The sequence below is a fragment of the Nocardia sp. NPDC019323 genome (assembly GCF_044389845.1).
Lineage (GTDB): Bacteria > Actinomycetota > Actinomycetes > Mycobacteriales > Mycobacteriaceae > Nocardia > Nocardia implantans.
Genome location: NZ_JBIRYN010000009.1, coordinates 85,274 through 105,262, shown reverse-complemented (window position 1 = coordinate 105,262; position 19,989 = coordinate 85,274). Strand labels below are relative to the sequence as shown.

Sequence of the window (19,989 nt, the reverse complement as noted above, 5' to 3'; positions counted from 1 at the left end):
CGCTGCGACACCGGCTCCGTGCGCGAGGCCCCCGCGCAGCCGGCGAATTCGCCGGAAATCTTGACGACGTCTCCGCCAGCGTCGATGATTATTTGCCGGTCTTTTCGGGCCGGACGAGTTTCTCCGGCTCGACGGCTGCAGCGAACGACCTGTCCGGACACTCGAAAATTGATGTGCTCTCGAATATTCGAGCGGCACGGCGCCGGTGAAACGTTTTCTTTCTCGAGCGCTTCGCACCGACGCCCGCCCCGAGCACCGATGCGGGTCGGCCTACCGAGCGAATCGGCGTACGACAGGCAGAGCCCGGCACGCGCACAGAGGAAGGTTTGTTTTCCGGCCACCGGGCCGCCCGACGGCCCGATCCAGAACATGGTGAGCCGTGGATTCGCATACGCCGCGGGCTCACCCGAGGAGGTTCATCATGGATTCGTTCTGGGACTACGTGTGGTACACGATCCTTGTATTCGCTTTCGTCGCATACCTGATCGTGCTGTTCCAGATCCTGGTCGATCTGTTTCGCGACCACTCCGTTTCTGGCGTCGCCAAAGCCCTGTGGGTGATCGCCTTGGTGGTGTTCCCCTATCTCGCGGCCTTGGTCTACCTCATCGTCCGGGGCCGGGGTATGGCGCTGCGCGCCCAGCGGGCCCAAGCCGAGGCCAAAGAGGCCACCGACCAATACATCCGGGAGGTCGCGGGCAAGTCTCCCGCGGAGAGCATCGCCGACGCCAAAGCCCTCCTCGACTCGGGCGCGATCACCGTGGCCGAGTTCGAGCAGCTCAAGGCCCATGCACTGGCGGGAAAGCCCGGCCACGCCGCGCAACCGAGCGCCGCGCAGGCGCCGCAGCAGACCGGGGTACCCCCCGCCCGGCCGGTGGCGCGGTGAGCGGCGCTCCGAGTTGAGCGAGTTCCTTCGACGCGGTGATCCGGTCCATGCCCGCACCGCCGTCACTCGGTGGCGCGGGCCCGGCCGGTGGCGCGGCGGGCTGGGCCGCATACCGGGGGAGATTCGATAACGGGACAGTCAACCAACCCTATCGCGGCGATATCGATATCGGTCACCGGAAGCCTCTTTTCCGTTGCGAAACGACGAAATCCGTTCGAATCGGGCCGCCGCGCCGATCGATATCCGCCGGAATACGAAGCGGTATCACGGATCCGGGAACTGACAACTACGAATTCGCCTGCCATCCCGGTGCTAATCTCAGTCATATGCCGCCGACCGTCACCCGGTCGTGCAATATCCGGCCCGGCCCCCCGGGCACGAAGCCCGTTCCGGCACGACGTGTATGCGCACCGCTCATGCCGATAGGAATCAGTCGCGAAGGGAAGCGCAAATGTCGCAGCACACGCCGGTGAATCGAGAAGACCATCGCGTCCGGCAAGGCATCGCCGCAGGCACATCGATCGCGGCCGCGATCATACTGACCACCATCGGGTTCCTTCAGTTGTTCCAAGGGATATCGGCGGTGGCCGAGGACGAGCTTTTCGTCCAAGGCCAGCAGTACACCTTCAAGTTCGACTTCACCGCGTGGGGCTGGATTCACATCGCGCTCGGCGTGGTGATGATCGTCGTCGGCATCGCGTTGATGACCGGCGCGACCTGGGCGCGGGTGTCGGCGATCGTCATCGCGGCGCTGTCGATCATCGCCAACTTCCTGTGGCTGCCCTACTACCCGGGCTGGTCCATCCTGATCATCGCGCTCGACACCGTGGTGATCTGGGCCGTCGCGACATGGAACCCGGACACGACGTTCTCCGGGCCGAACGCGGCCACCGGCCCCGAAGCGCCGCCCTCCGGCTCGGCGACGGTCTGAGCAGCGCCCGGGCGCGTCCCGCCTGCCCCGACTCCGTTCCCGGAGTGCGGAACCCATGGATTCCCACGCGAGTGACCACCGCGGTGCCGACGCCGCCGCGGACCGCGCTGCGGGGGGTCGCCGTGCCAGGCCTGGTGATCGCGCTGGGCGCCTATCTCACCGGCGGCTGGGCTTCGGCCACCGCGGCGCACCGTGGATCCGGGCGCGGCATGAACGCGGTACGGCAGCTGCGGTGATCCCGCCCGCCGAACCCGGTGCGGACCCGGGCTTCCCGAGCGCGCGCCGCACGCTGATGATTCGTCCCGCTGGGGTCGGGCGGCGACCGGCCGAGCCCGAGGCGGACAACGGGACCTCGGTCGGGGGCGGTGCGTGATGCCGGGAGCCCAGGTCGGCGCGGCGCGGCCGCTGAGCGCTCGGCAGTGGTGGGCCAGGGCGGCATTCGCCGCCGCGATCGCCGCGGTCGTGCTGCCGCTCGCGGTGGCCGGGCTGCGCGGCTTGCTCGCTCTGTTGATCGCCGGGGCCGGCGGCGTCGCGCTCACCGTCGCCGGGGTCTACTGGTCGTTGATCAACCGGGGCGCGTTGCGGGCCGTTTCGGCGGCCCTGGCGATCTTGTCGCCGATCGTGGTGGTGCTTCTGTTCATGCGGGAACGTCAACTGTGGGTGATGCTGATCTGCGGCGCGCTGCTCGCAGTGGCCCAGGTGTGCGCGCGCCGGGCATTGCGCGACGACCGTGCGCAGTGGCCGGTGCCCGAGTTCCCCGCCGCCCCGGCACAACACCCGTTCCTCGTGATGAACCCCCGCTCCGGCGGGGGCAAAGTCCTGCTGTTCGATCTGCCGCGCAAGGCCCGCGAACTCGGCGCCGAAGTGGCCCTGCTGGCCGGCCCGGATCCGATCGATGTCGCCGCGCTGGCCCGGCGAGCGGTCCAGCGCGGCGCCGATCTGCTCGGCGTGGCCGGCGGCGACGGAACACAGGCTTCGGTCGCGGCGGTCGCGGCGGAATACCGGCTACCTTTCGTGGTGATCGGCGCTGGAACACGGAACCACTTCGCGCGGGATCTGGGACTGGATACGAAGAATCCGGCCACCGGCCTGGCGGCGCTGCGCGACGGTGTGGAGATCCGGGTCGACCTCGGCACGATCAACGGGCGCACGTTCGTCAACAATGCTTCCTTCGGCGTCTACGCGGAGGTGGTGCGCAGCCCGCAGTACCGCGACGACAAGACCGGGACCGTGTTGCGGATGCTGCCCGACTTGCTCGGGCACGGCTGCGGCTCCGGGCTGCGAGCGCGCGTCGGCAACGTGGCCGTGGACGGGCCGCAGGCGGTCCTGGTGAGCAACGGCCCGTATGCCACCGGCGATCTCGCCGGCCTCGGCCGCCGCGCCCGGTTGGACGCGGGCCTGCTCGGCGTCGTGACGGTCACGGTGGCGAGCACGCGACAAGCGGTGGGTCTGCTGCGCCGTGCGCACGATCGCGGTCTGGTGCGGCTCACCGCCACCGAGGTGGTCGTCGACGCGGACGCGGCCGAGATCCCGGTCGGCGTGGACGGTGAATCCCTGCGCCTCGAAACGCCCGTGCGCTGCGCGATCTCGCCCGGCGCCCTGCGCGTGCGGGTCCCGCGGACGCGGCCGGGGACGCGGGTCGCGCCTCCGACGCTGAACTGGGCGCGGTTGCGAGAACTGGCCGGGCGCTCCACCTGAACGACGAACCGGCTGCGAACTGGTCCAGCAGGACCGCGCGAGATCGGCGTCGACCTGGAGTGAACGTTCTCCGGCTACCTGCGATGCACCCTGGCGCACACCTGCTCGGTGAATTCGCTGGTGGATGCCAGTCCGCCGAGGTCGGCGGTGGCGATGCCGGCCTCGAAGGCCGCGGCGACGGCCCGTTCGATTCGCTCGCCCGCCCGCGCCAAGGTCACCTCGGCGTGCCGGGCCGCCAGCCAGCGCAGCAGCATCGCCGCCGACAGTTGCAGTGCCGCCGGGTTCGCCCGGTTGTGCCCGGCCAGCGCGGGCGCCGCGCCGTGCACCGCCTGGGCCATGGCCGTGGTGTCCGAACAGTTCAGCGACGCGGCCAGCCCGAGCGATCCGCTCAGCTCCCCCGCCAGATCGGACAGGATGTCCCCGAACAGGTTCTCGGTGACCAGGACGTCGTAGTCGGATGCGGCGCGGACCAGGTGCGCGGCCGCCGCGTCGACGTGTTCGTCGTCCACCTCGATTCCCGGGTATTCCTGGGCGACCTCACGGCAGACGTCGCGGAACAGACCCATGGTCAGCGGCAGCACGTTGGCCTTGTGCACGATCGTCACCCGTTTGCGTCGCCTGGCGGCCAGCCGGAACGCCTGATGCGCGATCCGTTCGCAGGCGGCCCGGGTCACCAGCCCGACCGACATCGCGATGTCCTGCGTCGGCCGGAACTCCCCCGACCCGGCGACCATGTTGCGGTCGGCGTAGAACCCTTCGCTGTTCTCCCGGACGATCACCAGGTCGATGTCGGGCGCCGCGGCGCGCACGCCGGCGAAAGCCCGCGCCGGACGGATGTTGGCGTAGAGGCCGAAATGCTTGCGGATGGCCCCACCCGGCGCGACGCGATGTTCGGGCGGGTAGGAGGCGTTGTCGTGCGGGCCGAGAATCCATGCGTCCACGGCGGCCAACCGCTCCAGCGTCCGCTCCGGCAGTGGCGTGCCGAACTCGGCGATGGCCTGATGCCCCATGACCAGCGGCACCCACTCGACCGGGGCGGCTCCGGCCGCGGACAGCGCCTCGTCGACGACCTGCCTGGCCGCTCGCACCACCTCGGGGCCGATGCCGTCGCCGTCGATCAGGCCCAGCCGCAGCGCCCGGTCCAGCCGGGGTCGATTCGCGTCGTTCACCGGAACATCCTCCCGCCGGCGCGCCCTGCCGCCGGAACCGGCCCGCGGACACGCCGGTTGCGGCTACCTTCGGGGGACCATGGTGCAGTCGGTCGAACTACTGCTCGACGAGGCCGCCGACGCGGAGATCCGCCGCCAGTGGCAGCTGCTGGCGGAAGCGGGCGTGCCGAGTCTCGCCGCGCGCGGCGACGCGTCGAATCGTCCGCACATCACCGCCGGGGTGGCCAGGCAGATCTGGCCGCGCATCGAGCAGGCGCTGGACGAGCTGGCCGTCGCGCCGATCCCCGTCCGGCTCGGCGGGCTGGTGGTCTTCGGCGCCCGCCGCCCCATTCTGGTCCGGCTGGTGGTCCCGTCCGAGGCGCTGCTCGCCCTGCACCGCCGGATCTTCCACACGATCTCCTCGTGCCCCGGCGTTCCGGCCAACCTGCATCCGGACGCGTGGACTCCGCACATCACCCTCGCCAGGCGGGTGCCCCCGCTCCAGCTCGGCGAGGCCGTCCACGCCGTCGCCCGGGACCGGGATTTCTCCGCGACGGTGGTGGGTATCCGTCGATGGGACGGGGATCAGCGGCGCGAGTGGCCGGTCGGCCGGGTCCGCCGTGGAAGATAACCGGAGCAGCCCGCGTTATAGCGAGCACACCGAAACGAGAGGACGTCATGGCCACCCAGACGCTGACCCAGCACAATTTCGATGAGGTAGTCACCGGGAACGACGTGGTACTCGTCGATTTCTGGGCCGATTGGTGCGGTCCGTGCAAGAGCTTCGCACCGACTTTCGAGGCCTCCTCCGACAAGCACCCCGACGTGGTGCACGGAAAGGTCGACACCGAATCCGAGCAGGGCCTCGCGGCGGCCGCCAACATCCGCTCCATCCCGACCATCATGGCTTTCCGGGAGGGCGTGCTGGTGTTCGCGCAGCCCGGCGCGCTGCCGCCCGCGGCGCTCGAGGATCTGGTGACCCAGGTCAAGGCACTGGACATGGACGAGGTGCGCAAGCAACTCGCCGAGCAGCAGCAGGCTGGACAGTGATCCGCGCGGCGCGGTGAACCACCGCGCCGCAAGGGAATTCATTCGGGCCCGGATACGGACACGCGGAAGCGGCAGTCCGTGTCCGGGCCCGCTGCGCGTCCGGGGCCGGGCGCACCCTCAGGGCGGCATGCCCCGAGGGTGCGATGCCCTGAGTCAGGACGCGCCGAGCAGGTTGACGCCCGCGATCATGGCGCGGACGGTCGACTCGGCGCCGTCGTCCGCGATCGCCGCGCCCCAGCCGCGCCTGCCGTTGCATTCGCACTGCACGAAGGTGGCGGTGCCGTCGGCGGTGCGCCGCTGGTGGAACTGCAGGATCTCGACGGGGTAGCCCTCGTCGTAGAGGGCAGAGGTCATCGCCGCGACAGGGTTGCCGGTGGCGACGACGCTCCGCAGATGCCCGGCGAACTCCAGCGTGGCGGTGAACTCCGCGGTCCGCGTGCCGGCGGGCGACCACTCGCCGAGCCGGATCGGTCCGCCGTGCGCGCAGTAGCGGCTGTGGAATTCCGCCGAGGTCAGCCCGGCGGCTTCGGCGCGTAGGCCCTTGGGGGCGGCGGCGTGGAACATGTCTGTATCAAGAGTCAGGATGGTCATTGAAAGTAGGTCTTCCCGAAGAATGTCGTGGCTCAGTTGACAGAGGGGACCAGCACTAACAAGTGGTTTTTGCCCGCAGCGAGGGGGCCGGCCCGAATCAGACCCCGCTACGGCGGGCTACTACGAGGACTCGGGGAAGCGACGCCACCATCGCGGTGAGCGGAAGTAGCTCGGCGCGAACCTCGGGCACGGAGGCGGTAGCCTGCGCGGCCACGGAGGGCCCGATGAGCGACGCCGAAAGCAGAGCGCTGTCGCGGTCTGCGACGTGGAGCGCTGCGCTGCGGCGGTCGGCGGGATTCGGCACGGGATCGAGGATAGGGACATCGCGACGCAATAGCAACCACATACGATGCCCGATTTGTCTACTGGCGAGTACCATCGTCGCAGTTCAGGACGGCGCAGCCCGGCGGAGGCTAGCGTCGGTGACATGGGTCTCCTCGTGGCGCCGACCATCCCGGGTCTGGCCGTCCTGCTCATCCTGCTGGCCTTCGCCGAAGTCGCCTGGAACAAGCTCACCGGCGGCCGCGCGCTGCCCTGGACCCGCGAGCGGTCGGGGATCCCGGTCGCCGCGGCGGGGTTCGAAGAGGTCACGGCGGTTTTCCAGGGCGGCGAACACCACGAGTTCGAACAGCGGATGACGACGCTGATGCACCGGGAGGACTCCTCCGCGGGCGCGCCGCCGCGCGACGAGGTGGACCTCGGCGCGGCGTCGGCGCGGCGGATCGCGCGGCGACCGTCGTGAAACGCCGTGAGATCCGGGCGATCGCACCCGGATCTCACTGCGGCAGTGTGGTTTTCGCCCCTACGCGGGCAGCACCTCGTTCAGCTTGCCGGTGGCGACGTCGAAGACGAAGCCGCGGATCGAGTCCTTGTGCGGCACGAACGGGCTGGCGACGATGCGCGCGATCGATTGGCGCACATCGGTTTCCAGATCCGAGAAGGCCTCCGCCGCCCACTCGGGCTTGATGCCGGTCTCCTCCTGGATGCTCGCCTTGAAGTCGTCGTCGGTGAAGGTGAGCATGCCGCAGTCGGTGTGGTGGATCAGGATGATCTCCCTGGTGCCGAGCAGCCGCTGGCTGATGGCCAGCGAGCGGATCTCGTCGGCGGTGACGACACCGCCCGCGTTGCGGATGACGTGCGCCTCGCCCTCGGCGAGGCCGAGCGCGCCGTAGACATTGAGCCGCGCGTCCATGCACGCGACCACGGCCACGCCCTTCGCGGGCGGCAGCGGCAGCGGGCCCTGGAAGGTGCTCGCGTATGCCGCGTTGTTCTGCAGGTACTCATCGGTGACAGTCATGGGCCATCCCCTGCGCTCGGTATGCGTGAATCCCTATATATGACCAGCCCAACGGTAGGTGGCCGCGCGGCATGAGACATGGGTCCCGTTCACCGTGATTCGTTTACTTGCGCGCGGTGGCCCGATGATAGCTCGGCGGATGCCGGATGCCGGGCCCGCGCGGCGGAGCCCGGCATGTCGGCGCGGCGCGCTCGCGCCGGTCAGTGCGCGGCGGAGTCCCAGCTGCGGCCGACGCCGACCGAGACTTCCAGCGGCACCGACAGCGCGATCGCCGCGGACATCTGCTCGCGCGCGAGCGCCTCCAGCGTCTCCCGCTCGCCGTCGGCGACCTCGAACAGCAGTTCGTCGTGGATCTGCAACAGCATCCTGGAGCGCAGGCCCGCCTCCCGCATCGCCCGGTGCACGTTGATCATCGCCACCTTGATGATGTCGGCCGCGGTGCCCTGGATGGGCGCGTTGAGCGCCATCCGTTCGGCGGCCTCCCGCCGCTGCCGGTTGCTGGAGTCCAGATCGGGCAGGTAGCGGCGGCGGCCGAACAGCGTCTCGGTGTAGCCGACCTTGCGCGCCTGCTCCACCACCTCGTAGAGGTAGTCGCGGATGCGGCCGAAGCGGGCGAAGTAGACCTCCATCTGCTCCTTCGCCTCGGTGGTGCTGATCTTCAGCTGCGCGGACAGGCCGTAGGAACTCAACCCGTAGGCCAGGCCGTAGGACATCGCCTTGATCCGGCGGCGCAATTCCGGGGAGACCTCGGAGATCGGGATGTCGAACGCCTTCGACGCCACGAAGCTGTGCAGGTCCTCTCCCGAGTTGAACGCCTCGATCAGTCCCTCGTCCCCGGACAGGTGGGCCATGATCCGCATCTCGATCTGGCTGTAGTCGGCGGTCATCAGCGACTCGTAGCCGGAGCCGACGACGAAGGTGTCACGGATCTGCCTGCCGGTGTCGGTGCGGATCGGAATGTTCTGCAGGTTCGGTTCGGTCGAGGACAACCGGCCGGTGGCCGCGATCGTCTGGTTGAACGTGGTGTGGATGCGACCGTCCTCGGCGACGCATTTGAGCAGGCCGTCGACGGTGACCTTCAGGCGGGTGGCGTCGCGGTGCGCGAGCAGATGTTCCAGGAACGCGTGCTGGGTCTTCTCGTAGAGCGATTCCAGGGCGTCCGCGTCGGTGGTGTAGCCGGTCTTGGTGCGTTTGGTCTTCGGCATGTCCAGCTCGTCGAACAGCACAACCTGCAACTGCTTGGGCGAGCCGAGGTTGATCTGCTTGCCGATCACCTCGTAGGCCGCCTCGGCCGCCTCGGCGACCCGGTCGGCGAACTGCCGCTGCAACGTCGCGAGCTGGTCGGTGTCCACCGCGATGCCCGCCGCCTCCAAGGTGGACAGCACACCCAGCAGCGGCAGTTCCATGTCCGCCAGCAGCGGGGTGGACTCGATCTGGGCCAGTTCCCCGTCGAGCGCGTCGGCCAGGTCGGCGACGGCACGCGCGCGCAGCATCTGCGCCCGCGCCAGCTCCGCGTCGGCGGCGTCCTCGTCGTCCAGCAGCGACAGCTGCGCGGTGTCGCCGGTCTCGGCGCGCAGCTCCCGGTGCAGGTAGCGCAGCGACAGGTCGTCGAGGTTGAACGTGCGCTGGCCGGGACGCACCAGGTACGCCGCCAGCGCGGTATCGCTGGTGAGCCCGCCGAGCGTCCAGCCGCGCCCGCGCAGGGCGTGCAGGGCGGACTTGGCCTCGTGCAGCGCCTTCGGCACGGCCGGGTCGGCCAGCCAGGCGCCCAGCGCCGCCTCGTCCTCGGGGGTGAGCACGGTGACGTCGATGTAGCCGCTCTCGCCGTCACCCGCGGCGATGGCGAGCGCGCGCACGTCGCCACCGGCGGGCGAGCCGGTGCCGACGATCGAGACACCATGGCGCACACCGGCTTTCGCGTGATCGGCGAGCCAGTCGGCGACCGCGCCGATCTCCAGTGCGCCGCCGCTGATCTCGAAACCGGCTTCGGCCTCCGGCTCCGGCGGAGCCAGCGTCTCGAACAGCCGGTCGCGCAGCACCCGGAACTCGAGATCGTCGAACAGCTGATGGATCTTCTCGCGATCCCACGGTCCCTGCGCCAGCTGGTCGGGGGTGTAGGGCAGCGGCACCTCCCGCATCAGCTCGGTGAGCTGCCGGTTGAGCACCACGCTGCTCAGGTTGGCCCGCAGCGCGTCGCCGACCTTGCCCTTCACCTGGTCGACCTTCTCGACCAGGGTGTTCAGGTCGCCGTACTCGCGGATCCACTTCGCCGCGGTCTTCTCCCCCACGCCGGGGATGCCGGGCAGGTTGTCGCTCGGGTCGCCGCGCAGCGCCGCGTAGTCGGGGTACTGGCCGGGCGTGAGGCCGTACTTGGCCATCACCTCGTCGGGGGTGAACCGGGTGAGGTCCGAGACGCCCTTGCGCGGGTACAGCACGGTGACGTTCTCGTTCACCAGCTGGATGGAGTCCCGGTCGCCGGTGACGATGAGGACGCGGAAACCAGCGGCAGTCGCCTGCGTGGTGAGCGTGGCGATGATGTCGTCGGCCTCGAAGCCCTCGATCGCCATCACCGGGATGCCCAGCGCGCCCAGCACGTCCTTGGTGAGCTCGACCTGGCCGCGGAACTCGTCCGGCGTGGCATTGCGGTTGGCCTTGTACTCCGGATACGCCTCGGCGCGGAAGGTCTGGCGCGACACGTCGAACGCCGCGGCCACGTGCGTCGGCTTCTCATCGCGCAGCAGGTTGATAAGCATCGCGGTGAAGCCGTAGACCGCGTTGGTGGTCTGCCCGGTGACCGTCTTGAAATTCTCCGCCGGTAGCGCGAAGAACGCGCGATAGGCGATCGAATGCCCGTCCAGCAACAGCAGCGTCGGCCGGTCTCCCGAGCCGGGATCGCCGGAGCCGGACGCGGGGGCAGGACGCGGAGCGGTCGTGGGTGAACTCACGCCCCAGAGTCTAGGGACCGGCACCGACATGGCGATACGCCGACACCCGGCAGCCGCGGCCGCCGGGACCGGATCGCGGTTCGCGGGGCGCGACCGGCGATCGCGCCCCGCGCCGTCACAGCGTGCCCGCCAGTTCGCGCAGCACCGGCAGGCTCACCGAGCCGGAGCCGAGCACCACGTCGTGGAAGGCCTTGATGTCGAAGTCGGCGCCGAGCCGCTCGGTGGCCGCCACCCGCTGGCGCAGGATCTCCAGCTGCCCGATCTTGTAGCCGACCGCCTGCCCAGGCATGGCGATGTAGCGGTCCACCTCCACGGTGATCTCGGCCAGCCCGACCGGCGCGTTGGCCACCATGAAATCGATGGCCTGTTGCCTGCTCCAGCCTTTCGCGTGCAGGCCGGTGTCGACCACCAACCGGCAGGAACGCCAGGAATCGCCCGCCAGCATGCCCAGGCGGCCGAGATCGTCCTCGTACAAACCCATCTCTTCGGCCAGCCGCTCGGTGTAGAGCGCCCAGCCCTCGACGAACGCGGTGTTGGCGAAGGACTGGCGCTGGAAGCGCGGCAGGTGGTCGAGTTCGTTGGCGATGGTGAGCTGCAGATGGTGACCGGGAATCGCCTCGTGGTAGGCCACCGACGCGGTCTCGAAGCGTCCACGACCGGTGGGATGGTGCTGATTGACGAAGTACGTGCCCGGCCGCGAGCCGTCGGCGGCGGGCGGGAAGTAGTACGCCGCAGGCGAATCCGCGGCCAGGAACTCGGGCACCGGGACGATGTCGCAGGACTCCTTCGGCAGCCGGCCGAACCAGTTCCCCATTTCGGCGGTGGCCAGGGCGAGCGCGCGGCGGGCGTCGAACATGATCTGCTCGGCGTCGTCGTAGCGCAGGGCGGGATCGTCGCGCAGCCGGGCGAAGATCTCGCCGAGATCGCCGGTGCCGAACAGCCGCGCGCCCACCGTCGCGTACTCCTCGCGCAGCTTCGCCAGCTCGGTGCGGCCGAGTTCGTGGATCTCGTCGGCGCCGAGATCGGGCAGCGTGGTGTGGTGGCGCAGCAACCGCCGGTAGATGTCCTCGCCGTCGCCGCCGAGCCAGCACAGGCCCGGCTGGTCGTCGGGACGAGCGGCGGGCAGCAGTTCGTCGTACAGCGCGTCGCGGTAGACCTGGAATGCGGGCCGGATGACATCCCGCGTCACCTCGGCCAGTTCCGAACGCCACGCGGCCTCGCCGTCCCAGCCCTCCGGACCGGCGAAGGTGACGAACGGGTCGGCGGCCACGTCGGAATCCAGGTAGCCGTCCAGCTGGTTGAGCGAGCGCTCGATGGCGATCCGCGCGGGCGTGCGGCCCGCGGCCAGCCCCGCCCGGAACCGCTCGACGGCCTGGCCGAGCATGTCCCCGAACTGGCGGTAGCGGCGCACCAGCGCCAGCGCGTGCTCCGGCCGCGGCGCGTTCGTCTGCGGCGCCACCATCAGCACGCCGGCGTGCACGCCGTTCATCTGATCGGAGGCCAGCTCCATCGGCCGCCATTCCAGGTGCTCGACCGCGCCGCTCAATTCGGTGCGCAGCAGGCTACGGGTGATGCGGTCGGCCTGGCCGAGCCGTTCGGCGTCGAGCGCGTCGACCGCCCGCAGCAGCTCGCGCCAGGTCGACAGCAGCCGCTGTTCGGCCTCGACGGACAGATCCTCGATCCGATCGTCGAAGCGGCGGTCGCCGAGCAGGGTCGCCTCGCTCGGCGCCGCCTCGAGCACGCTGTCCCAGTACCGCTCGGCCAAGCTCATCAGCTCGTCGTGACCATCCATGGTCACGATCATGCCTCGAGCCGGGCCGCGCGGCACCGGACTCGGCTGCGCGCCGGGTGGGGAGGTCAACCCACGCCGAGATACGCCGATTTCACCGCGGGATCGGTGAGCAATTCCGCGCCGCGCCCGGTTTTGGTGACCTCGCCGGTTTCCATGATGTAGGCGCGGTCGCTGCGGGCCAGCGCCTGCTGCGCGTTCTGCTCCACCAGCAGCACCGTGGTGCCCTGCTGGTTGATCTCGCCGATGATCCGGAAGATCTGCTGGATCACCATGGGCGCCAACCCCATCGACGGCTCGTCGAGCAACAGCAGCCGCGGCCGCGCCATCAGCGCGCGGGCGATGGCAAGCATCTGCTGCTCACCGCCGGAGAGCGTGCCGCCGACCTGCTTGCGCCGCTCGAGCAACCGGGGAAACAGCTCGAACACCCACTCCAAGGTCCGCTCGTACTCCGCCTTCTGCTTGAAACCTCGTCCATAGCAACCCATGTCGAGGTTCTCCTGCACCGTCATGCCGGGGAAGACACCCCGGCCCTCCGGCGCTTGGATCAACCCGTGCAGCACCCGTTCGTGCGCCTTCATCCGGGTGATGTCGCGGCCCTCGAACAGGATCCGGCCCCGGGTCAGCGGCAGCAGGCCGGACATCGCACGCATCGTGGTCGTCTTCCCCGCGCCGTTGGCGCCGAGCAGGGTGACCAGCTCGCCCTCCGCGACCGTCAGCGAGATCCCGTGCAGCGCTTGGATTCTGCCGTAGTTGACGACCATGTCCTCGACTTCCAGCAGCGGCGCGCCCGCGGCGGGCTCGCGCGTCGCCTCCGTCCCCGGCGCTGTCACCACCGCAGCTTCGGCCGACACATCCGGCTCGGGGCCGGACGCCGCGTCATCCCCGGGCACGTCGTGTTCGCTTGCGTCGGTGCGGGTTTCGACCGCATCGAGATCCGGCACGCCGAGGTACGCGGCGATTACGGCGGGGTTGTCGCGGATGTCGGCGGGCAGTCCGTCGGCGATCTTGCGGCCGAACTCCAGCACCACGATCCGGTCGGTCACGCCCATGACCAGCCGCATGTCGTGCTCGATCAGCAGCACGGTGAACCCGTCGTCGCGGATCTTGCGGATCAGGTCCATGAGCGCGGACTTCTCGCTCGGATTGAACCCGGCCGCAGGCTCGTCCAGGCACAGCAGCTTCGGCTCGGTGGCCAGCGCCCGGGCGATCTCCAGGCGGCGCTGATCGCCGTAGGAGAGGTTGCGCGCCTTCTCCACCGCGCGCGGGGCGATCCCGACGAACTCCAGCAGCGCCATGCCGCGCTCGATCGCGTCGCGTTCCTCGCGCCGATGCCGCGGCGTACGGAACACCGCGCCCGGCACCGAGGTCTTGTGCCGCGCGTCGGTGCCGACCACGACGTTCTCCAGCGCGGTCATCTCACCGAACAGGCGCACGTTCTGGAACGTGCGGGCGATGCCGAGGCGGGTGATCGCGTTGCGCTTGGTCTTGGTCAGCGGTTTGCCGTCGAAGTACACCAGTCCGGCGGCGGGCTGGTAGACGCCGGTGATCGCGTTGAAGCAGGTGGTCTTGCCCGCGCCGTTGGGCCCGATGAGACCGAGGATCTCGCCGCGGCGGATCTCGAAGCTCACCTGATCCAGAGCGGTGAGACCGCCGAATTTCACCGTGAGGCCCTCGGTGCGCAGCAGCGGCTCACCCACCGCGGTCTCGATATCGCGGTGCGGGGCGACCACTTCCGCGACGGTCGCCGCGTCGGCGAGCTCCGGGATCACCTGGGTGACGTCGACCGTGCCCGCCGACTCGGCCTCCGGTTCGGCCGCGTAGCCCGCGGCCATGTCCTCGTTGTCGAACAGCGCGTCACCCGCGCTCGGCCCGGTCATCGGCCCGCTCCGATCGGTTCGGCGGCGGCCGGTCTGCGCACGGCCTGGTACACCTGCCTGCCATAGGTGAGCAGCTTCTGCCGCACCGGGAACAGACCCTGCGGACGCAGAATCATCATCACCACCAACGCGATACCGAAGTACAGATATTTGAGGTCGCCCAGCGACTGCGCGCCGCCCTTGCGGAACAGCAGCACGCTGCCGAGCAACAGCAGCGCCAGTACGCCGGTCACCACCATCGCGGTGACGACTCCGCGCCGCGGCCACACTCCCAGCCGACCGGACCACAACCGCCACGCGACGATCAACGCGACGAACACCGCGACATCGATCGCCAGCAGGACGTAGCCGGTCGACTCGTTGCTCACCAGGTTCACCGATTGCAACCGCGCGGGCAGATAGGCGATGACGAACGCGCCGAAGATCACCCCGAGCTTGTTGCCCTGCCCGCCGATGACCACCGCGCACAGGAACAGCATCGAGTTGATGATGTTGAAGCCGGTGGGATTGATGAACTGCACCTGCCCGGCGTAGATCGCGCCGGACATGCCGCCCACCGCGGCGCCGATCATGAACGCCCACAACTTGAACTTGAAGGTCGGTACGCCCATGATCTCGGCCGCGTCCTCGTCCTCGCGGATGGCGACCCAGGCGCGGCCGACGCGGCTGCGTTCCAGGTTCCCGACCACCAGCAGCACGATCACCACCAGCGCCATGCCGAACCAGTACCAATAGGTGCCGTAGCTGGCGCGGTCGAGCAGGTTGGCGCTGTCCGGGTCGCCAGGGTTTCCGCCGGAGAACACGCCCTCCGGCCTGCTCGCGGACTCGCCGACGTGCGGGTAGGCGACACCCGACAGGCCGAGGCTGCCGTTGGTGAGCTCGGTCAGGTTCTCCGCGAGCAGCCGGACTATCTCACCGAAGCCGAGCGTCACGATCGCCAGGTAGTCGCCGCGCAGCCGCAGCGTCGGCGAACCGAGGATCAGGCCGGACACCGCGGTCACCGCGACCGCGATCGGCAGGCACGCCAGCCAGGCCCACTTCGGATCGAGCCAGCCGCCGTCGGTCTGGTTCCACGGGCTGTTCGGGCTGGTGAGCAGGCCGACGGTGTAGGCGCCGACGGCGTAGAAACCGACGTAGCCGAGATCGAGCAGGCCCGCCTGCCCGACCACCACGTTGAGGCCGATGGCCAGCAGCGCGTACATCGCCACTTGCGCCATCACCAGGCCGAAGTTGTAGGAAGGAGTGTTCAGCAGCGGCGGCGGGAACAGCGGAAGCAGCGCGAGCAGCAGCAGGATCGGGACGCCGACGCCCCATTGCGCGGGCCTGCTCAGGCCGTCCCACCAGGTGCGGATCGCGTCGCCGACGCCGCGGCGCGCGGTGTCCGGCGTGGCCGCCGTCTTGGTCGTGTCGGTCATGCGCGCGCCCTTCCGAGACTCTCGCCGAGGATGCCGGTCGGGCGAACCATCAGCACCAGGACGAGCACCACGAACGCGACCACGTCGCGCCACTCGGTGCCGAACAGGATTTGGCCGTACTGCTCCACCACGCCGAGCACCAGTCCGCCCAGCAGCGCGCCGCGCAGATTGCCGATGCCGCCGAGCACCGCGGCGCTGAACGCCTTGATACCGAGAATGAATCCGCCGGAGTAGATGATCCCGTTCGGGATCTTCAGCGTGTACAGCATCGCCGCCGCGCCCGCGAGCACACCGCCGATGAGGAAGGTCAGCATGATGACCCGCTCCCGCGAGACGCCCATCAGCGTCGCGGTGTCGGGATCCTGCGCCACGGCGCGGATACCGCGCCCGAACTTGGTCCGGTTGATCAGCACTTCGGTGGCGATCGCCAGCGCCACGGCGGCGATCACGATGAGCAGCATGATGTTGGTGACCTCGGCGCCGCCGAAGCCGAACTGCACGGTGGGCTCGACGAGCCGGATGGCCTGCTGCGCGTTGGTGCCGCCGAGATCGGGACGGATCTTCGGCAGCACGAAGTGCACCAGTTCCTGGAGGACGAACGACATGCCGATCGCGGTGATCAGGAAGGCCAGCGGTTTCGCGCCGCGCTTGCGCAGCGGGCGATAGGCCACCCGCTCCAATCCGACTGCCGCGCCGCCGGACACGAGCATGCCCACGACCATCGCCAGACCCAGATACACGACGGTGAGCACCACCCCCTGGCCGTACACATCGGGGCTCGCGGTGAATCCGAAGATCATCAATCCGATCAACTGGCCGAACAACCCGAGCATGAAGATTTCCGAATGGGCGAAATTGATCAGCCGCAATACGCCGTACACCAAGGTGTAGCCGACGGCGACCAAGGCATAGATGGCGCCGTAGGTCACGCCGTCGACGGTCAGCCGCCAAAAATTATCGACCAGCGCCTCGTAGTTGAAGTCGATCGAGCCGGCCACGAGTTGTATCCCGGCGGCCGATGCCGTTTGTTTCATTTATTTCCGCCCTCATCCATTCGCCCACCGAACAACGGCACGTACGGGGATTCCGGCGAACCCCCGTACGTGCCGTGCGCCCGGGATCCGGGACTACTTGACCTCGTACACCCAGATCAGCGCGTTCGACAGCTCACCGTTCGGGTTCCACTTGTACTGACGCGCGAGGCCGGCACCGTCGTACGTCCGCACATAATCGAGCAGGTCCGGACGGGTCACCTTCCCGCCGTCGATGCCCTTGGCCAGAATCGTGGTGAGGTCGTAGGCCTCCACCGAGTACACGCCCGGCGCCTGACCGTTGAGCGCCTCGTAATCCTTGGCGAACTTCTCCGGAGCGGGACCACACGGGCACGACAGCTTCGCACCCTTGGCCGCGCTGCCAGCCTGGGCGACGAACTGCGGGTCGTTGGTGCCGTCGGCGGAGACGAAGACCGCCTTCACGCCACCGGACTTCAACTGCTGCGCCAGCGGCGCCGCCTCGGAGTAGTAGCCGGAGTAGAAGATGGCGTCCGGATTCGCCGCCGCCACCTTGGTGACCGTCGCCGAGAAGTCCTTGTCGCCCTTCTTGATGCTGGCCGCGCACGCCGGGTCGGCCGCGGCGCCGAGGCCGTCGGTGATGGACTTCGCCAGGCCGGTGCCGTAGTCGGTGTTGTCCTGGATGACGCAGACCTTCTTGTATCCGGCACTGTTGACGAGGTACTTCGCCACCGACGGGCCCTGCACGTCGTCGTTGGCCAAGCCGCGGAAGAAGGTGGTCCAGCCGTTCTGGGTCAGCGTCGCGTTGGTGGCCGACGAGGTCACCGAGACCAGGCCCGCGTCGCTGAGGATCTTTCCGGTCGCCTTCGTCTCGCCGGAGAAGGCGGGACCGACCAGGCCGATGATCGAACGATCGTTGACGATCTGCGGGATCACCTGGGTGGCCTTCTGCGGGTCACCCTCGGTGTCGAACTGCTTCAGCTCGATCTTGCAGCCGGGGTTGGCTTTGTTGTGCTTGTCCAGGGCCAGCTTGACGCCGTTGACGATGTTGATGCCGAGCGCGGCGTCGGGGCCGGTCAGCGCACCCGCCATCGCGACGGCCGTGCCGGGCGCGCAGGTCGCCTTGCCGTCGCCGGCGGGATCGGCCGCCGTGGCCGCGTCGGCCTTCGGCACTTCCTTGCCCTGCTGGTCGACCTGCAGAAGCGGCTGGATGGACAGGCCGCCCGCCCCGTTGGTACCCGAGGAATCCGAACCGCTGCTGGTGGATTTGTCGCTACAACCGGTCAGCACCAGCGCGGCGGCGGCGCCGACGGCCACAACAGCTCGCGTCGAGCGCCTGCGCCATGTCGAACTAAGCACTTTGCACCTCATCTATGTTCTGTGCTCCCCCGGGGTCGCCGAGGAGGCCGACTCACATCAGCCCGGTCAGAACATAGCGTCGGTACGTTAGTTCCGCATCACATTCGGATCATGCGCGCGACATCGTTCCGAATTCTTGTTCACGACTACGTTTCGTTCGCGTAAATTCTTTCGCGACGCGCGGTCACTTCGGCGTCAGGTTCTCCAGCACCACCTCGGCGACCGCCTTCATCGTCGTGCGCCGGTCCATCGCGGTGCGCTGAATCCACTTGAACGCCTGCGGCTCCGAAAGGCCCTGCGTCTGCATCAGCACGCCCTTGGCGCGCTCGACCAGCTTGCGGGTCTCCAGCCGCTCGGCGAGATTGGCGACCTCGCTCTCCAGCGCGGTGATCTCGTGGAAGCGGCTGGCGGCCAATTCGATGGCAGGCACCAGATCGGATTTCGTGAACGGCTTCACCAGATAGGCCATCGCACCCGCGTCACGCGCCCGCTCCACCAGGTCACGCTGGCTGAACGCGGTCAGGATGACCACGGGGGCAACGCGTTTCGACGCGATCTCCGCCGCGGCGTCGATCCCGTCGCGGCGCGGCATCTTCACGTCCATGATCACCAGATCGGGCCGGTGCTCCACGGCGAGGTCGACCGCCTGCTGGCCGTCACCCGCCTCGCCGACCACCTGATAGCCCTCTTCGGTCAGCATCTCGACCAGATCCATGCGAATGAGCGCCTCGTCCTCGGCGACGACGACCCGCTTCGCCCCGGCGTCCTTCTTGGTGCCGGCGCCCCCAGCTGCTGTGCTCATAGGTAGACCCCTCTGGTTCCGATGCCCTGTACCCGACCCAACCAAAGGAAAGCCGCGCTCGCACGGGGACGAGCACGGGCCATCCCTCGGGCTGTCGAGTGATGTAAAGAGTACCTTTCACTTCGGCATAGAACGCATATACCCTGCGCAAACCGCCCCCTCGCGCCGCACGGACCAACCCATTTCCGTCTGCGCCACCCGACCGGCTATAGTTGCCATCCGGTGCGCCGGGTTGGCGGAACTGGCAGACGCGACGGTCTCAAAAACCGTTGTCCGAAAGGACGTGTGGGTTCGAGTCCCACACTCGGCACTCGCTTTTGGGTGTCCCCTGCTCGCGGAGAGCGCTCGCGGGGGGCGCTCGTCGTTTTTTCTGGGGGTGCAACCCCCAGGCCCCGCTCGGCGGGGCTTCGCCCCCCGAACCCCCCGGAGTGCGTGGTTGCGTCGCGTGGGATGGGGCGTTTTGGGGTGGGTTGCGATTGAGGCTTCGGCGGTGCGTAGTGGTTGGGGCTTCGGCGGTGCGTCGCGATCGGGGACTTCGGCGTGCGTCGCGATCGGGGCTTCGGCGTGCGTCGCGATCGGGGCTTCGGCGGTGCGTCGCGATCGGGGCTTCGAGTGCGTTGCGACAGTGAGTCCAGGTGTCGACGCCTCCGTTCTGCGTTTGCCGGAATCGTGCGAGCTGGCCCGCGAGCGGCATCGACGCCAGTGGTCAGAGGCGCCCGGGTCATCGCCGGCGACTGTTCCGGATCGCCATGTTCGGTCGGTGAGATCCCCCGAGCCAGTCCGACCCACGACGCGGCGAACCGTGCACCGGAGCGCTCGCGTGATCCATGTGCCGCCGGGGGATGGATCCCGCGACGGGACTTGCGCGGTTCGCGCCCGTGGTCGCCTCCAGCGGTCACGAGGCGAGGTCGCGTCCGGGGTAGGCAGGCCGTGATCGAACCCGTGGTGAGCGAAAGCGTTTACTACGGTGGCGAATCCGAGAACCTGCGTGCCCTTCCAATCACGAAGCAATCACAGTGTGTCGTTTGAATGCGGGACCGCCGGGGTACAAACCTGGAGACAATTGAACCGCACCGCTCTTCGGAGTGACGTACGTCGCAGGCCAGAGGGTCGAAGCGGCGCGCTTCGTGTACGGCGCGCTACGAACAGATGAATATGTTGTTCCCACATGTGGGACGAACGACTCAGACC

At 68.8% G+C, this 19,989-nt stretch carries 17 protein-coding genes, 1 tRNA gene and 1 pseudogene; 8 read left to right on the top strand and 11 right to left on the bottom strand.

Annotated features, from left to right (window positions below; genetic code table 11):
- The first annotated feature begins 421 nt into the window (after positions 1-421).
- The 4 genes from ACH49X_RS27900 (at position 422) to ACH49X_RS27885 (ending at position 3,512) form a co-directional block, all read left to right on the top strand.
- Positions 422-883: a PLDc N-terminal domain-containing protein gene (locus ACH49X_RS27900; protein WP_195082757.1), complete on the top strand. Its 462-nt coding sequence runs from the start codon at positions 422-424 to the stop codon at positions 881-883.
- A 451-nt stretch (positions 884-1,334) separates the two neighbouring features.
- Positions 1,335-1,814, top strand: coding sequence for a hypothetical protein (locus tag ACH49X_RS27895; RefSeq protein WP_195082756.1), 480 nt, complete (start codon positions 1,335-1,337; stop codon positions 1,812-1,814).
- Between the two features lie 71 nt (positions 1,815-1,885).
- Positions 1,886-2,050, top strand: a complete 165-nt coding sequence (locus ACH49X_RS27890; RefSeq protein ID WP_357208549.1) for a hypothetical protein — start codon at positions 1,886-1,888, stop codon at positions 2,048-2,050.
- Positions 2,051-2,186: 136 nt separating this feature from the next.
- Complete coding sequence (locus ACH49X_RS27885) at positions 2,187-3,512, top strand: diacylglycerol kinase family protein (RefSeq protein WP_357208551.1); 1,326 nt, start codon at positions 2,187-2,189, stop codon at positions 3,510-3,512.
- 74 nt (positions 3,513-3,586) lie between these two features.
- Here the strand turns inward: ACH49X_RS27885 and ACH49X_RS27880 are convergent, their stop codons facing one another.
- Positions 3,587-4,681 (bottom strand): isocitrate/isopropylmalate dehydrogenase family protein, encoded by a 1,095-nt coding sequence (locus ACH49X_RS27880; protein WP_195082753.1) that lies wholly within the window; start codon positions 4,679-4,681, stop codon positions 3,587-3,589.
- A gap of 79 nt (positions 4,682-4,760) precedes the next feature.
- Between ACH49X_RS27880 and ACH49X_RS27875 the strand changes: the two genes are divergently transcribed.
- Together ACH49X_RS27875 and trxA are read left to right on the top strand one after the other, a co-directional pair.
- On the top strand, positions 4,761-5,291 hold the full coding sequence (locus tag ACH49X_RS27875; RefSeq protein WP_195082752.1) for a 2'-5' RNA ligase family protein: 531 nt from the start codon (positions 4,761-4,763) through the stop codon (positions 5,289-5,291).
- A 47-nt stretch (positions 5,292-5,338) separates the two neighbouring features.
- On the top strand, positions 5,339-5,710 hold the full coding sequence (gene trxA, locus ACH49X_RS27870; protein WP_067808360.1) for a thioredoxin: 372 nt from the start codon (positions 5,339-5,341) through the stop codon (positions 5,708-5,710).
- Positions 5,711-5,863: 153 nt separating this feature from the next.
- On the opposite strand, the gene ACH49X_RS27865 is transcribed toward trxA, so the two are convergent.
- Positions 5,864-6,301: an alpha-isopropylmalate synthase regulatory domain-containing protein gene (locus ACH49X_RS27865; protein WP_195082751.1), complete on the bottom strand. Its 438-nt coding sequence runs from the start codon at positions 6,299-6,301 to the stop codon at positions 5,864-5,866.
- A gap of 427 nt (positions 6,302-6,728) precedes the next feature.
- Here ACH49X_RS27865 and ACH49X_RS27860 point away from each other — a divergent pair, with 427 nt between their 5' ends.
- On the top strand, positions 6,729-7,043 hold the full coding sequence (locus ACH49X_RS27860; protein ID WP_195082750.1) for a DUF6191 domain-containing protein: 315 nt from the start codon (positions 6,729-6,731) through the stop codon (positions 7,041-7,043).
- 60 nt (positions 7,044-7,103) lie between these two features.
- On the opposite strand, the gene ACH49X_RS27855 is transcribed toward ACH49X_RS27860, so the two are convergent.
- From ACH49X_RS27855 to ACH49X_RS27815, 9 genes and pseudogenes are all read right to left on the bottom strand, one after another.
- A complete protein-coding gene (locus ACH49X_RS27855; protein ID WP_195082749.1) occupies positions 7,104-7,598 on the bottom strand; it encodes a carbonic anhydrase in 495 nt (164 codons plus the stop codon).
- A 200-nt stretch (positions 7,599-7,798) separates the two neighbouring features.
- Entirely contained in the window at positions 7,799-10,573 is a 2,775-nt protein-coding gene (gene polA, locus ACH49X_RS27850) for a DNA polymerase I (RefSeq protein WP_357296710.1), read from the bottom strand.
- Between the two features lie 85 nt (positions 10,574-10,658).
- Positions 10,659-12,335 (bottom strand): DUF885 domain-containing protein, encoded by a 1,677-nt coding sequence (locus tag ACH49X_RS27845; RefSeq protein WP_357296712.1) that lies wholly within the window; start codon positions 12,333-12,335, stop codon positions 10,659-10,661.
- 65 nt (positions 12,336-12,400) lie between these two features.
- Complete coding sequence (locus tag ACH49X_RS27840) at positions 12,401-13,096, bottom strand: ABC transporter ATP-binding protein (protein WP_323124502.1); 696 nt, start codon at positions 13,094-13,096, stop codon at positions 12,401-12,403.
- A 210-nt stretch (positions 13,097-13,306) separates the two neighbouring features.
- A pseudogene (locus tag ACH49X_RS27835) lies at positions 13,307-14,167 on the bottom strand (ABC transporter ATP-binding protein); the annotation flags it as partial.
- 41 nt (positions 14,168-14,208) lie between these two features.
- Entirely contained in the window at positions 14,209-15,627 is a 1,419-nt protein-coding gene (locus tag ACH49X_RS27830; RefSeq protein ID WP_195082745.1) for a branched-chain amino acid ABC transporter permease, read from the bottom strand.
- A complete protein-coding gene (locus tag ACH49X_RS27825) occupies positions 15,624-16,661 on the bottom strand; it encodes a branched-chain amino acid ABC transporter permease (RefSeq protein WP_357208561.1) in 1,038 nt (345 codons plus the stop codon). Before ACH49X_RS27825 ends, ACH49X_RS27830 begins: the two co-directional genes overlap by 4 nt.
- A gap of 93 nt (positions 16,662-16,754) precedes the next feature.
- A complete protein-coding gene (locus tag ACH49X_RS27820) occupies positions 16,755-17,996 on the bottom strand; it encodes a branched-chain amino acid ABC transporter substrate-binding protein (RefSeq protein ID WP_397071261.1) in 1,242 nt (413 codons plus the stop codon).
- A gap of 184 nt (positions 17,997-18,180) precedes the next feature.
- Complete coding sequence (locus tag ACH49X_RS27815; RefSeq protein WP_039797267.1) at positions 18,181-18,798, bottom strand: ANTAR domain-containing response regulator; 618 nt, start codon at positions 18,796-18,798, stop codon at positions 18,181-18,183.
- A gap of 226 nt (positions 18,799-19,024) precedes the next feature.
- Here ACH49X_RS27815 and ACH49X_RS27810 point away from each other — a divergent pair.
- Positions 19,025-19,108, top strand: a tRNA-Leu gene (locus ACH49X_RS27810).
- The last annotated feature ends 881 nt before the right edge of the window (positions 19,109-19,989 follow it).